At 74.0% G+C, this 14,003-nt stretch carries 11 protein-coding genes; 7 read left to right on the top strand and 4 right to left on the bottom strand.

Annotation, left to right across the window (positions count from 1 at the left end; translation table 11 throughout):
• Positions 1-49 precede the first annotated feature (49 nt).
• Entirely contained in the window at positions 50-3,583 is a 3,534-nt protein-coding gene (dnaE, locus tag ACWGB8_RS05060; RefSeq protein ID WP_452210363.1) for a DNA polymerase III subunit alpha, read from the top strand.
• 103 nt (positions 3,584-3,686) lie between these two features.
• Here the strand turns inward: dnaE and ACWGB8_RS05055 are convergent, their stop codons facing one another.
• Entirely contained in the window at positions 3,687-4,574 is an 888-nt protein-coding gene (locus ACWGB8_RS05055) for a LysR family transcriptional regulator (protein ID WP_452210362.1), read from the bottom strand.
• Between the two features lie 71 nt (positions 4,575-4,645).
• Between ACWGB8_RS05055 and ACWGB8_RS05050 the strand changes: the two genes are divergently transcribed.
• The 6 genes from ACWGB8_RS05050 to ACWGB8_RS05025 all read left to right on the top strand — a co-directional run bounded on the left by ACWGB8_RS05050 (position 4,646) and on the right by ACWGB8_RS05025 (position 10,984).
• Positions 4,646-5,536, top strand: coding sequence for a dihydrodipicolinate synthase family protein (locus tag ACWGB8_RS05050; protein ID WP_452210360.1), 891 nt, complete (start codon positions 4,646-4,648; stop codon positions 5,534-5,536).
• A 112-nt stretch (positions 5,537-5,648) separates the two neighbouring features.
• Positions 5,649-6,677: an aspartate-semialdehyde dehydrogenase gene (locus tag ACWGB8_RS05045; RefSeq protein WP_452210358.1), complete on the top strand. Its 1,029-nt coding sequence runs from the start codon at positions 5,649-5,651 to the stop codon at positions 6,675-6,677.
• Between the two features lie 244 nt (positions 6,678-6,921).
• Complete coding sequence (locus ACWGB8_RS05040; RefSeq protein ID WP_452210356.1) at positions 6,922-8,136, top strand: NYN domain-containing protein; 1,215 nt, start codon at positions 6,922-6,924, stop codon at positions 8,134-8,136.
• Positions 8,137-8,206: 70 nt separating this feature from the next.
• Complete coding sequence (locus ACWGB8_RS05035; protein ID WP_452210355.1) at positions 8,207-9,205, top strand: ABC transporter ATP-binding protein; 999 nt, start codon at positions 8,207-8,209, stop codon at positions 9,203-9,205.
• A 52-nt stretch (positions 9,206-9,257) separates the two neighbouring features.
• A complete protein-coding gene (locus ACWGB8_RS05030; protein ID WP_452210353.1) occupies positions 9,258-10,073 on the top strand; it encodes an ABC transporter permease in 816 nt (271 codons plus the stop codon).
• A gap of 74 nt (positions 10,074-10,147) precedes the next feature.
• Complete coding sequence (locus tag ACWGB8_RS05025; protein WP_452210351.1) at positions 10,148-10,984, top strand: hypothetical protein; 837 nt, start codon at positions 10,148-10,150, stop codon at positions 10,982-10,984.
• On the opposite strand, the gene ybaK is transcribed toward ACWGB8_RS05025, so the two are convergent.
• From ybaK to ACWGB8_RS05010, 3 genes are all read right to left on the bottom strand, one after another.
• Positions 10,985-11,479 carry a Cys-tRNA(Pro) deacylase gene (gene ybaK, locus ACWGB8_RS05020; RefSeq protein ID WP_452210349.1) on the bottom strand — a complete coding sequence of 165 codons (495 nt, stop codon included), beginning with the start codon at positions 11,477-11,479 and terminating at the stop codon, positions 10,985-10,987.
• 62 nt (positions 11,480-11,541) lie between these two features.
• Positions 11,542-12,270, bottom strand: coding sequence for an LON peptidase substrate-binding domain-containing protein (locus tag ACWGB8_RS05015; RefSeq protein WP_452210348.1), 729 nt, complete (start codon positions 12,268-12,270; stop codon positions 11,542-11,544).
• A gap of 45 nt (positions 12,271-12,315) precedes the next feature.
• Entirely contained in the window at positions 12,316-13,944 is a 1,629-nt protein-coding gene (locus ACWGB8_RS05010) for an oxidoreductase (RefSeq protein WP_452210346.1), read from the bottom strand.
• Positions 13,945-14,003 lie beyond the last annotated feature (59 nt).

Below are 14,003 nucleotides of genomic sequence, written 5' to 3'. Positions count from 1 at the left end.
TGCGCGTTCGCCGGCCAGCCAGACAGCACAAGCCTCCGGAGGCCCCGCCTTGAGCGACCAGCCGTTCGCGCATCTGCACGTCCACACCGAGTACTCGATGCTGGACGGTGCCGCCCGGCTGAAGCAGATGTTCAAGGAGGTCGAGCGGCTGGGGCAGACCCACGTCGCGATGACCGACCACGGCAACATGTACGGCGCCGCGGAGTTCCACAAGCAGGCCACCGGCGCCGGGCTCACCCCGGTGATCGGGATCGAGGCGTACGTCGCGCCCGAGTCGCGCTCCAACACCAAGCGCATCCTGTGGGGCCAGCCGCACCAGAAGAAGGACGACGTCTCGGCGTCCGGCGCGTACACCCACAAGACCATCTGGGCCCGGAACAAGGAGGGCCTGCACAACCTCTTCAAGCTGACCTCGCGCTCGTACTCCGAGGGCTGGCTCGTGAAGTGGCCCCGGATGGACAAGGAGCTGATCGCCGACCTGTCCGGCGGCCTGATGGCCACCACCGGCTGCCCGTCCGGCGAGGTGCAGACCCGGCTGCGGCTGGGCCACTTCGACGAGGCGCTGAAGTCCGCCGCCGACTACCAGGACATCTTCGGCAAGGAGAACTACTTCCTGGAGCTGATGGACCACGGCCTCGACATCGAGAAGCGGGTCCGCGACGGGCTGCTGGAGATCAGCAGGAAGCTGAACATCCCGCCGGTGGTCACCAACGACTCGCACTACACGACCGAGGCCGACGCCGGCGCGCACGACCTGCTGCTCTGCGTGCAGACCGGCAAGAACCTCTCCGACCCGGACCGCTTCCGCTTCGACGGCACCGGCTACTACATCAAGTCCGCCGCCGAGATGTACGCGCTGGACTCCTCGGACGCCTGGCAGGAGGGCTGCCGCAACAGCCAGCTGCTGGTCGCCTCCCGGGTCGACACCGAGGGCATGTTCGAGTTCCGCAACCTGATGCCGCGCTTCCCGATCCCGGAGGGCTTCGAGTCCGAGTCGGACTTCTTCAAGTCCAAGGTCTGGGAGGGCATGGACTGGCGCTTCCCGAACGGCTACGACGACGAGCACAAGAAGCTCGCCGAGTACGAGATGGACACCATCATCCAGATGGGGTTCCCGGCGTACTTCCTCGTGGTCGCCGACTTCATCATGTGGGCCAAGGGCCAGGGCATCGCGGTGGGCCCCGGCCGAGGCTCGGCGGCCGGCTCGCTGGTCGCGTACGCGATGGGCATCACCGACCTCGACCCGATCCCGCACGGGCTGATCTTCGAGCGCTTCCTCAACCCCGAGCGCATCTCCATGCCCGACGTCGACATCGACTTCGACGAGCGCCGGCGCGGCGACGTGATCCGCTACGTGACGGAGAAGTGGGGCTCCGACAAGGTCGCCATGATCGTCACCTACGGCACCATCAAGGCGAAGGCCGCCATCAAGGACTCCTCGCGGGTCCTCGGCTACCCGTACGCGATGGGCGACCGGATCACCAAGGCGATGCCGCCGGACGTCATGGGCAAGGGCATCCCGCTGTCCGGCATCACCGACTCCAGCCACCCGCGCTACAGCGAGGCCGGCGAGATCCGCGGGCTGTACGAGACCGACCCGGACGTCCGCAAGGTGATCGACACCGCGCGCGGCATCGAGGGCCTGATCCGCCAGCCCGGCGTGCACGCGGCCGGCGTCATCATGTCCGCCGAACCGCTGACCGACCACATCCCGGTCTGGACCCGGCACACCGACGGCGTCACCATCACGCAGTTCGACTACCCCACCTGCGAGGGCCTCGGCCTTCTCAAGATGGACTTCCTCGGCCTGCGCAACCTGACGATCATGGACGACGCCGTCAAGGCGATCGAGAAGAACAAGGGCGTCAAGATCAACCTTCTTGACCTGCCCCTCGACGACAAGCCCACCTACGAACTGCTGGCCCGCGGCGACACGCTCGGCGTCTTCCAGCTCGACGGCGGGCCGATGCGCTCGCTGCTGCGCCTGATGAAGCCCGACAACTTCGAGGACATCTCCGCCGTCCTCGCGCTGTACCGACCGGGCCCGATGGGCGTCAACTCGCACACCAACTACGCGCTGCGCAAGAACGGCCAGCAGGAGATCACCCCGATCCACCCGGAGCTGGAGAAGCCCCTGGAGGAGATCCTCAAGCCGACCTACGGCCTGATCGTCTACCAGGAGCAGGTGCAGAAGGCCGCGCAGATCCTGGCCGGCTACTCGCTCGGCCAGGCCGACCTGCTGCGCCGCGCGATGGGCAAGAAGAAGAAGGAGATCCTGGAGGCGGAGTTCGTCCCCTTCCGGAAGGGCTGCCGCGAGCACGGCTACTCCGACGCCGCGATCCAGGCGGTCTGGGACGTCCTGGTGCCGTTCTCCGGCTACGCGTTCAACAAGGCGCACACCGCCGGGTACGGGCTGGTCTCGTACTGGACGGCCTACCTCAAGGCCAACTACCCGGCCGAGTACATGTCCGGCCTGCTGACCTCGGTCAAGGACGACAAGGACAAGTCGGCGGTCTACCTCAACGAGGCCCGCAAGATGGGCATCAACGTCCTGCCGCCGGACGTCAACGAGTCGGACGCGGACTTCACCCCGCACGGCGACGACACCGTCCGCTTCGGCCTCACCGCCATCCGCAACGTCGGCGGCCCGGTCGTCGAGTCGATGATCCGCACCCGCAAGGCCAAGGGGAAGTTCAGCTCCTTCCCGGACTTCCTGGACAAGGTGGAGTCGGTGGTCTGCAACAAGCGGACCGTCGAATCCCTCATCAAGGCCGGCTCCTTCGACTCGCTCGGGCACACCCGCAAGGGCCTCACCGCCCAGTTCGAGCCGATGATCGACAACGTGGTCGGGGTCAAGCGCAAGGAGGCCGAGGGCCAGTTCGACCTGTTCGGCGGCGACTCGGTCGGCGACGAGCCGAGCTTCGGGCTGGACGTGGTCTTCTCCGAGGAGGAGTGGGAGAAGTCCTTCCTGCTCACCCAGGAGCGCGAGATGCTCGGCCTGTACGTCTCCTCGCACCCGCTGCACGGCATCGAGCACGTCCTCGCCGACAAGGCGGACTGCGCGGTCGCCGACCTCGCCGAACGTCCCGACGGCACCATCGTCACCATCGGCGGCATCATCTCGGGCCTCCAGCGCAAGATGACCAAGCAGGGCAACGCCTGGGCGATCGCCACCGTCGAGGACCTCGCCGGCTCCATCGACTGCATGTTCTTCCCCGCCAGCTACCAGCTGGTCTCCTCCCAACTCGTCGAGGACGCCGTGGTGTTCGTCCGCGGCAAGCTCGACAAGCGGGAGGACGTGCCGCGGCTGATGGGCATGGAGCTGTCCGTCCCGGACCTCTCCAACGCGCACGCCGAGGCGCCGATCGTCATCAACATCCCCAGCGGGCGGGTCACCCCGCCGCTGGTCGCCCGGCTCGGCGAGGTGCTGAGCAGCCACCGGGGCACCACCGAGGTGCGGCTGCGCCTGGAGGGCAACCGCCGCACCACCGTGCTCCGCCTCGACCGGCACCGGGTGAAGTCCGACCCGGCGCTGTTCGGCGACCTCAAGCAGTTGCTCGGACCGAGCTGCCTCGCGGGCTGACCCCCGCGGCGGCGGGGTCCCGGCCCGGACCCCGCCGCCTCAGACCCCGCCGCCTCGGCCCCCACCCTGCCGCCTCAGGACCGGCGCCTCGGACCGAGCCGCCTCAGACCCCGCCGCCGAGGCCCGGCGGCACCGCCGAGTGCAGGGCCGACACGAAGGCCGAGATCGCCGGGTGCGAGCCGGCCCCCGCCCGGAAGGCGGCCCGGGTGCGCCGGTACATCGGCAGCCGGGTGAGCACCACGCCCGGCGGCGGCCGGTCGGTGCCCAGGTGTGGCACCAGGGCCACCCCCTGACCGACCGCCACCAGGGCCAGCACGGTGGCGAAGTCGTCGATCTGGTGCCGGATCCGCGGGGTGAAGCCGGCGCTCTCGCAGGCCCGTACCGCCATCGTGTGACAGAGGGTGCCCGGCGGCGCCATGATCCACGGCTCGCCGCGCTGCTCGGCGACCGTGCCGGCGGCCCGCGCCGCCAGGTACATCGGCTCGGTGAACACCGGCCTGGTCACCGCGAGTCCGGGCTCGGGCTCGGCCGGCACCAGGTCGTACTCGTGCACCAGCGCCACGTCCAGCTCCCCGGCCCGCAGCGCCGCCGCCACCCCGGCCGGGTCGACCTCCGTCACCATCGGCTCCAACCCCGGCTGCCAGCCCGCGAGTTCGGATAGCGCCGCGGGGATGATCGAGCGGGCCGCCGACGGGTAGGTGCCGATCCGCAGCGGGCCCGCCAACCCCCTTCGGGCATGGGCCAGTTCGGCCCCGGCCTGCTCCAGGCGCTCCAGCACCGCCTCGGCGTGGCGGACCAGGTTCTGTCCGGCGGGGGTCAGAGCGACCCGGCGGCCGGTGCGCTCCAGCAGCGGCACCCCGGCCTCCTTCTCCAGCACGGAGAGCTGCTGGGAGACCGCCGAAGGGCTGAAGGACAGCGCCTCGGCGACGGCGGCGATGGTGCCCAGGTGGGCCAGTTCGCGCAGCAGGCGCAGGCGTCGGACATCGAGCATCGGCCCAGCTTACGAGAAGCGTCGGAAACAGTAACTGGACCTGTGGCAAACGGGGCCGCAGGATCGTGGCCATGGAACTGAAGGGGATCTTCGTCCCGCTGGTCACGCCGTTCGCCGCCGACGGCTCGCTCGCCGCGGACGCGTTGGAGAAGCTCGCGCACGAGGTGCTCGCCGCCGGCGCCGCCGGCCTCGTCGCCCTCGGCACCACCGGCGAACCGGCCGTCCTCGACGAGGCCGAGAAGCGGACCGTCGTCGACGTCTGCGTCGCGGCCTGCGCCGAGCACAGCGCCCGGCTGATCGTCGGCGCCGGCGCCGGTGGCACCCGCGACACCGCCGCGGCCCTCGCCGCGCTGGGCGCCCGGGTGCCGCAGGCCGCCGCCGCCCTGGTGACGGTGCCGTCGTTCGTCCGGCCCGGCGAGGCCGGCACCGTGGCGCACTTCCGCCGGCTCGCCGAGGAGAGCCCGCTGCCGCTGGTCGTCTACCACATTCCGTACCGCACCGGGCAGCCGCTCTCCACCGCCGCGCTGCTCGAACTGGCCGCCGTGCCGGGCGTGGTGGGCGTCAAGTACGCCACCGGCGGGCTCGACACCACGGCCGTCGAACTGCTCGCGCAGGCGCCCGCCGACTTCGCCGTGCTCGCCGGGGAGGACGCCTTCCTGTCGGGGATGATGGCGCTCGGCGCGCCCGGCGGCATCCTCGCCTCCGCCCACCTCGCCACCGCCCGCTTCGCCGAGCTCGCCGCCGCCTGGGAGGCCGGCGACGCGCCCCGCGCCCGGGCCCTCGGCCACCGGCTCACCGCGCTCGCGGGCGCCGCCTTCGCCGCGCCCAACCCGGCGGTCACCAAGGGCGTCCTGCACGCCCTGGGCCGCATCCCCACGCCGGACGTCCGGCTGCCGCTGCTGCCGGCCGGCGCCCCGGAGGTCGCCGCCGCGCTGGCCCTCACAACAGGTCTGGACCAGTAGAGCGGTCCACGAGGTGCCCACACCGTGGAATACCAGGTCGCCTCAACGCCGTGACAAGGCATGATGGGCAGCGTGCGGCTGTGAACAGCAACATCGAAGAGGAGTAGTCGGAATGAAGATCGGCATTGTCGGTGCCACCGGCCAGGTCGGCGGCGTCGTCCGCGAGATCCTGGCCGAGCGCAACTTCCCCGTCGAGCAGCTGCGGCTGTTCGCCTCGGCCCGCTCGGCCGGACGCACGCTGCCGTGGCAGGGCACCGAGGTCACCGTCGAGGACGCGGCCACGGCCGACTACGCCGGCCTGGACATCGTGATCTTCTCCGCCGGTGGCGCCACCTCCAAGGCCCTCGCCCCCAAGGCCGCCGCGGCCGGCGCCGTCGTGATCGACAACTCCTCCGCCTGGCGCCGCGACCCCGAGGTCCCGCTGGTCGTCTCCGAGGTCAACCCCGAGGCGATCGCCGACCGCCCCAAGGGCATCATCGCCAACCCGAACTGCACCACCATGGCCGCCATGCCGGTGCTGCGCCCGCTGCACGAGGAGGCCGGCCTCGCCGCCCTCGTCGTCGCCACCTACCAGGCCGTCTCCGGCAGCGGCGTGGCCGGCGTGGCCGAGCTGCAGGACCAGGCCGCCAAGGTCGTGGACGGCGCCTCCGCGCTCGCCCACAGCGGCTCCGCGATCGAGTTCCCCGAGCCCAAGGTCTACCAGCGGCCGATCGCCTTCAACGTGGTGCCGCTGGCCGGCTCCGTCGTCGACGACGGCTCCAACGAGACCGACGAGGAGCAGAAGCTCCGCCACGAGAGCCGCAAGATCCTCGGCATCCCCGAGCTCAAGGTCGCCGGCACCTGCGTGCGCGTCCCCGTCTTCTCCGGCCACTCGCTGCAGATCAACGCCCGCTTCGAGCGCCCGATCAGCCCCGAGCGCGCGGTCGAGCTGCTCACCGGCGCCCCCGGCGTCGAGCTCAGCGAGATCCCCACCCCGCTCCAGGCGGCCGGCGCCGACCCGAGCTTCGTGGGCCGCATCCGGGCCGACGAGACCGTCGAGCACGGCCTCTCGCTGTTCGTCTCCAACGACAACCTGCGCAAGGGCGCCGCCCTCAACGCGGTCCAGCTCGCCGAACTGGTCGCCGCCGAACTGCGCGGCTGACCCCGCACCCCCGTCCGGGCCCGCCCGCCGCACACCCGCGGCAGGCGGGCCCGCGCCGTTCCCGGGCCGTGCCCGGACCGCGGCATCCGCCGAGGTTCGCCGGGCGAACCAGGGGTAAAGGTGACCCAACGATCGGGCGGACGGCACCCCCACGCCCCCGCCCGGGCGCTCCGGGCGGACCGCCCACCCGGCACCGCCGACCGGCGGCGCCGTACCCGGGGGCGAGCGGAGAAGAGGTGCGGACGTGGACCGCTGTGTCGTACTCGTGGACGCCGGATATCTGCTGGGCGCCGCCGCCAGCCTGCTCGCCGGCGACCCGTCCCGCTCCCGGGTGACCGTCGACCACACCGCGCTGATCACCGCCCTGCGCGAACGCGCCGAGGCCGAGACCGGTCTGCCGCTGCTGCGCATCTACTGGTTCGACGCCGCCCCCGACCGCCGCCCGATGCCCGAGCACCGGAGGCTGCGGGTGCTGCCGCGGGTGACCGTCCGGCTCGGCGCGCTCACCCGGGCCGAGGGCCGCTGGGTGCAGAAGGGCGTCGACGCGGCCATGCACGCCGAACTCTCCGAACTCGCCCGCAACCGGGCCTGCGCCGACGTCGTGCTGATCACCGGCGACGGCGACCTGCTGCCCGGCATGATGTCCGCCAAGGAGCACGGCGTGGTCGTCCATCTCTGGGCGCTGCAGGCCGCCGACGGCGACTTCAACCAGTCCGAGGACCTCGTCGGCGAGGCCGACGAGCGCCGGGTGCTCGACCGGGAGTGGATCGAGGGCTCCTTCAGCCTGCGCGAGGCCCCCACCGCCTTCCCCGCCCCCGGCCCGCGCCACGAGATCGCCAAGCTCCTCGCCGCCCCGCCCGCCCAGCCCGCCGCGGCCCCCGCCGTCCGGCCGGCGGCCGGCGCGCCCGCCCCCGTCGTCGCCACCGTGCCGGGCCCTGCCGTCCGCCCGGCGCCGGCCACCGCGCTCAAGGTCGTCCCCACCCCCAAGGACCTCGCCGGCCGCACCGCCGCCCTGCAGCCCGCCGCCTCCGCCAACGGCGGACCGGTCCTGCGCTGGTCCTCCGACCGGGGCTGGGTCGACCGGCCCGCGCCCGAGACCGCCACCGCCGGCGACGCCCTGCCCACCCTCGCCCAGCTCACCACCGCCGAGCAGCGCTGGGCCGACCGTGAGGAGGACATCACCAGCATCGGCGGCGACGCCCACGAGGTCGGCCAGGTGTTCGCCCGCCGCTGGAGCGAACGGCTCGGCGACCCCGAACGGCTCACCGCCCTCTGGCCCGACTACCCGCGCATCCCGCACCGGGTCGACGGCGAACTCCTCCGCTACGCCGCCCGCTTCGGCCTGCTCGCGCACAAGGACGACCAGATCGACGAGCACGACCGCTACGCCATCCGGGCGGGCTTCTGGAAGGAACTGGCCACCCGGGTGCCCGGCGGCGACCTGGTCGTGGACGACTGACCGGCCGCGGCCGCGGGGGAACGGGCCCCCTTGTCCGGTTCCGCCGTTCCACCGCGTAGAGTCTTCGGACGTGAGCGAGACCGCAGGGCGGGCACCCCAGGACACCTCGCCGTGCTGTGCCGTACGCGACCTGGTCAAGACGTACCGCTCCGGGCGCGGCGCCGCCGCCACCGAGACCAGGGCCAACGACGGCATCACCCTGACCGTCCGGCAGGGCGAGGTCTTCGGCCTGCTCGGACCCAACGGCGCGGGCAAGTCCACCCTGGTCCGCCAGCTCACCGGCCTGCTGCGGCCCGACTCCGGCAGCATCGACCTGCTTGGCCACGACATCGTCCGCCACCCCGAACGGGCCGCCCGGCTGCTCGGCTACCTCGGCCAGGAGTCCACCGCGCTGGACGAGCTGACCGTCGCGCTCGCCGCCGAGACCACCGGACGGCTGCGCGGCCTCAGCCGCGCCCGGGCCCGCGCCGAGGCCGCCGACGTGCTCACCGAACTCGACCTCGGCGCGCTCGCCCACCGCCCGCTCGCCAAGCTCTCCGGAGGCCAGCGCCGGCTCGCCTGCGTCGCCGCCGCCCTGGTGGGGGAGCGGCCGCTGCTCGTCCTGGACGAGCCGACCACCGGCATGGACCCGATCGCCCGCCGGGCCGTCTGGTCCGCCGTCGACCGGCGCCGGCGCGACCTCGGCACCACCGTGCTGCTGGTCACCCACAACGTCATCGAGGCGGAGACCGTGCTCGACCGGGTCGCGGTGGTGGACGACGGCCGGGTGATCGCCTGCGACACGCCAGGCGGCCTCAAGGCGCTGGTCGACGGCGACGTCCGGCTCGACCTGGTCTGGCGCACCGAGGCGCCGGTCGAGGTGCCCGCCGTCGCCGCGCTGGCCGAGCGGGCCGAGCGCAGCGGCCGCCGCTGGACCGTGCGCACCAGCCCCGAGCAGGCCCGCGAACTGGTCGCCGCCGTCACCGCCGGCCCGGCCTTCGCGGCCCTCGACGACTTCACCCTGGCCACCCCGAGCCTTGAGGACGCCTACCTCAAGCTGGGCGGCCGCCACGGAGGACTGGCGAAGTGATCCTGCGAGAACGCTGTCCGGACCATGCTGCGGCGCCGGCCGGGGGTGCCCGGTGACGTTGCTCTCCGTACGGCCCAGGACGGCCGGGACGCCGTCGGCCGGCGGCCCCGCCCCGCTGGCGCCCGCCGCCCGGCTGCTGCCCGCCCTGGCGGCCGTCTACCGGGCGCAGCTGGCCCGGGCCCGGGTGGCGCGGATCCCGCTGCTGTTCGTGGCGACCTTCCAGTCGCTGGGCATCCTGGTGATGATGCGCGGGGTCGTGGAGCCGGGGGAGACCTCGGCCGCGCACTCGGTGGTGGCCGGTTCCAGCGTGTTGGTGGTGGCCTTCGTGGCGCTCAACCTGCTCGCCCAGTACTTCGGCCGGCTGCGGGCCACCGGCGGGCTCGACCACTACGCCACGCTGCCGGTGCCGGCCGCCTCGGTGGTGCTCGGGGCGGCCGCCGCGTACGCCTCGTTCACCCTGCCGGGCGCGCTGGTGACGGCGGCCGCCGGGGCGGTGCTGTTCGGGCTGCCGCTGGGCCACCTGTGGGTGCTGTTCGCCGTGGTGCCGCTGACCGGGGCCGCGCTCGCCGGGCTCGGCGCGGCCTGCGGGCTGCTCGCGCCCCGGCAGGAGATCGCCACCATGCTGGGCCAGCTCGGCATGTCGGCGGCGCTGCTGCTGGGCGTCCTGCCGGTGGACCACCTGCCGCAGCCGGTGATCTGGCTGCGCGACCTGCTGCCCTCCACGTACGGCGTGGACGCCTTCGCCCGGACCTTCGCGCCCGACCCCGACTGGCCGCTGGTCCTCGGCGACCTGGCGGTCTGCGCGGGCGTCGGCGTGGTGTCGCTGACCGCGGCCACCTGGGCGTACCGGCGGGCGACCACCCGCTGAGCGGCCCCCCGCGGATCCGGCGGACCGGCCCGCCCACCGGACACGCCCCGGCTCGAACGTGAAACGATGGCCGGGTGACCCTACCGAACACACCTCCGGATCAGCCCTCCCCGTCCGTCGGCGGGTCGCAGGGGCACGCCGCGGCCGGGGCGCCCGCCGACCGGGACCCCTTCGCGGCGCCGCTGCACCTGGGCCCGGAGCCGGCGGCCGGCAAGGAGCGCCGGGCGCCGGCGCCGGAGCTGCAGATCGGGGCGGCCACCGTGGTGGCCTGCGTGCTGCTGGGCCTGGCGATGGCCGCGCTGTGGGCGTGGCTGGCCCCGAAGGTGCCGCTGCAGGTGGACGGCAACCGGGTGCTGTACGCCGACCCTGAGGGCGAGCAGCGGGCCGGGGCCGACGCGGTCTTCGCGCTGCTCGGGCTGGGCGCGGGCGTGCTGACGGCGCTCGGGGCGTTCCTGGTGACCCGCCGCCGGGGCGGCGGCATCGCGGTCGCGGTGGGGCTGGCCGTCGGCGGCCTGCTCGGCTCGCTGGGCGCCCGGTGGCTCGGCGTGCGGCTCGGCCCGGACGCCGACCTGCTGGCCCAGGCCGCCAGGGCCGGGGACGGCGGGCGCTTCGAGGCCGACCTCGAACTCGGCGCGCAGGGGGCGCTGCTGGCCTGGCCGATGGCGGCGATGGTGGTGCTGCTGGCCCTGTCGGCGGCGTTCGGCAAGCGCGAGGAGGACCCGCCGCCGTACTGGGCGGGCCCCTACCCGGGCCAGGCGGCCCCCGAGCCTGCTCCCGGGACCGGCCTGCCGCCCGCGGCGCCGCAGCCGCACGACGCCGCCCCCGACCGCAAGCCCGTGCACCCGGCGCCGCAGCCGCACGAGGCCGCCCCGCAGGACCGGCACCCCGACACGCCTCGGGGCATGCCCTAGCTAGCGGCCGATCGCGGCGGTCCGGGCGCCGGTGAGGGCGACCAGGTCGGCCGGGGCGAGTTCGACCTCCAGGCCGCGGCGGCCCGCCGAGACGTAGACGGTCGGGTGGGCGAGCGCGCTGTCGTCCACCACGGTGCGCAGCGGGCGGCGCTGGCCGAGCGGCGAGATGCCGCCGCGGACGTAGCCGCTGCTGCGCTCGGCCGCCGCCGGGTCGGCCATCGCCGCCCGCTTGCCGCCGACCGCGGCGGCCAGCGCCTTGAGGTCCAGCTGCCCGGCGACCGGGACGACGCCTACGGTGAGGACCCCGTCGACGTCGGCGACCAGCGTCTTGAAGACCCGGTCGGCGGTGACGTCCAGGGCCTCGGCGGCCTCGCCGCCGTAGGAGGCGGCGGCCGGGTCGTGCTCGTACGCGTGGACGGTGAACGGGACGGCGGCGCTCTCCAAGGCGACCGTGGCGGGAGTGCCCTGGCCGCCCTTCTTGCTCTTCTTCGCCATCGGCGGCGGCTCCTGGGGTCGGTGGCCGGGCGGCTCCGGGGGACCGGGCCGCCCGGCCGGGGTCAGTTGGGGCTGAAGGACTGGCGGGTGAGGTCTGCGGCCGGCAGCGACGGCAGCCAGGACAGCACGGCGGTCTCCCGGCGCAGCAGCTCCAGCTCGGTGGTGAGCCGCTGCGCGGTGTCGGGGCAGGCCAGCAGCTGCTGCTTGACCGGCGTCTCGAAGACCGAGGCGGCGGCCACCAGGTAGGAGAGCACCTGCGGGTCGTCGGGCAGTTCCTGGCGGCCCACGGTGGTCGCCTCGCGGGCCCCGGCGAGCCGCTTCTGGTACGTCCGGAAGGCCCGCTCGACCACCGAGGCCAGCGCGCCGGAGCCCTCGCCGGGCCGCTCCTCGATCGGCTCGATCTCACCGGTGAGGTACGGCCCGGAGGTGTCCACCGAGCGCAGCGCGAACCGGGTGGTGCCGGTGGCCAGCAGTTCGTACCGGCCGTCGGGCTGCGGCTGGACGGAGGAGACGTCGGCCACACAGCCGATGTGGAAGAGCGCCTCCAGCGGGTCGCCGGTGCTGGTGCCGAGGCCGTCCAGCGGGCCGGCCGGGCCGTCCGCCGGGCGGACCGGGGCGACCTCGCGGCCGTCCCGGATGGCGAGCACCCCGAACCGGCGGGGCTGGTCCTCGGGGAGTTCGAGGAGGTCGGCGACCAGCCGGCGGTAGCGCTCCTCGAAGACGTTCAGGGGCATCACCAGGCCCGGGTAGAGCACGGTGTTCAACGGGAAGAGCGGCAGCCGTTCGGTCACGGCGCACAGCGTAGTCCCGTCGGGGGGTGCTCCGGTGGGGCGGAGTCAGTTGCGCTGCAGCAGCCGGGTGGCGCCGGCCGCGACGGTGGTGGCGAGGATCCACCCGACCAGGACCAGCCCGGTGGCCACCCACTGGGAGGTTCCGCCCGGGTTCCAGCCGCGCTGGCCGAGGTCGACGACCGGCAGCAGCTGGCCGAGCGCGTAGATGACCGGGTTCCAGTGCGGCTTCTCGTCCGCCTTCAGCGGGGCCGGCGGGTGCTCGGCGAAGTACAGGCTGCCGAGCGCCCAGGCGAGCAGCAGCCAGAGCGCGGCGCGGCCGGGGCGGAAGCCGTAGCCGACCGCGAGGTCCTGGACGCGGCCCCAGAGCCGGGCGGGCAGCGGCAGCGACTGGTGGCGGCGGCGCTGTTTGGCGTACTGCACCTCGCGGGCGTCGTCGTCGGCGCCGTCCCGGCGCAGCGCGGCGGCCAGCTGCTCGTACGACTCGGGCTGGAAGTCCACCGAGGAGCCCTCCAGCCAGGCGATCCGCTGGCGTATCGAGAACGGGGCGGCCGGGCGCAGGTTCTCGTAGGTGAAGCCGGTGAGGCCGAGGTGCTTGCCGCGCGGCCAGCTGTCGGGGGCGTCGACCAGGTTGCCGACCCGGGCGCGGGAGAGCGACATGGTGCCGGTCGGCGGGGTGGGGCAGGTGAAGCGCAGTTCGGGGGTCTGGATGCGGCGCAGCGAGAGCTCCTCGCCCGCCTCCAGGTGGAACTCGGCGCCGGTGATCAGGCAGGCGTTGTCGAACCGCCCGTCGGAGAGCCGCACCTGCCCGTACGCGCGGAACGGGGTGCTCGTGGTGCCGGGCGGGGCGACCTGGCCGTAGTTGGAGCCGTAGTAGGAGCCCGAGCCGAACCAGCCGCCGTCCGCCGAGGCGCTCAGGTACAGGGTGTGGCCCACGACCACCCGCGGCGCGTTCAGGCAGAGCCGGTTCTCCGGGACGCCGCGCAGCTGGGCGCCGCGCAGCGAGAGCCGGCCGCCGATCCGGGCCGAGCGCAGGCTGATCTCGCCGGTGGAGTCGAGCCGGTCGGCCTCGAAGTCCTGGTTGACGGCCAGGCCGTCGGCGGAGAGCGAGCGCCCGAACCGGTCGCCGCCGATGACGGCCTGGTTGAGCAGCAGGTCGGTGCCGATCCGGGCGTCGGTGAGCCGGATGCCGCCGGGTATCCGGCAGCGCGCGAGGTGCAGGTCGCCCTCGGTGGCCAGCCGGGACGCCTCGATCCGGGGGACCAGGCAGGTGACGAAGCGCACGGTGCTCGCCTGCGCCTCGGACATCAGGACCTTCTCGTCGAAGCGGCAGCCGTGCAGCTCCACGTAGACGTCGATCCGGCCGCCGGCCAGCCGCAGCGGCCCGGTGACCAGCGCGCCGGTCAGCTTGAGCGAGGCGACCCGGCCCGGGACGGCGTCCGGCCCGTCGAGCAGCAGCCGGGCGATCACCTCGGCGCGGACGGTGCGCTCCGGGCCCCAGTCCGCTGCGCCGAACGGGTCGTCCTCGCCGCCGTACAGCCGGCCGGCATTGCTGTCCGCCGACTCCGGGCCGGTGGCGCTCGCCCGCAGGTCGAGCACCCGGCCGTGCCGGAACGCCTCCCAGAGCCCGCGTTCGGCCGCCGTCCAGCCGTCCGGCGCCTGTGCCACCACTGCCATCCCCGAGTCCCCCGTCCCGCCCCGTGATCGTCTCGCCCTTCGTATCACGGACTGAAATG

This window comes from Kitasatospora sp. NPDC054939 (assembly GCF_053610105.1).
This window is presented reverse-complemented; position numbering and strand designations above follow the sequence as displayed.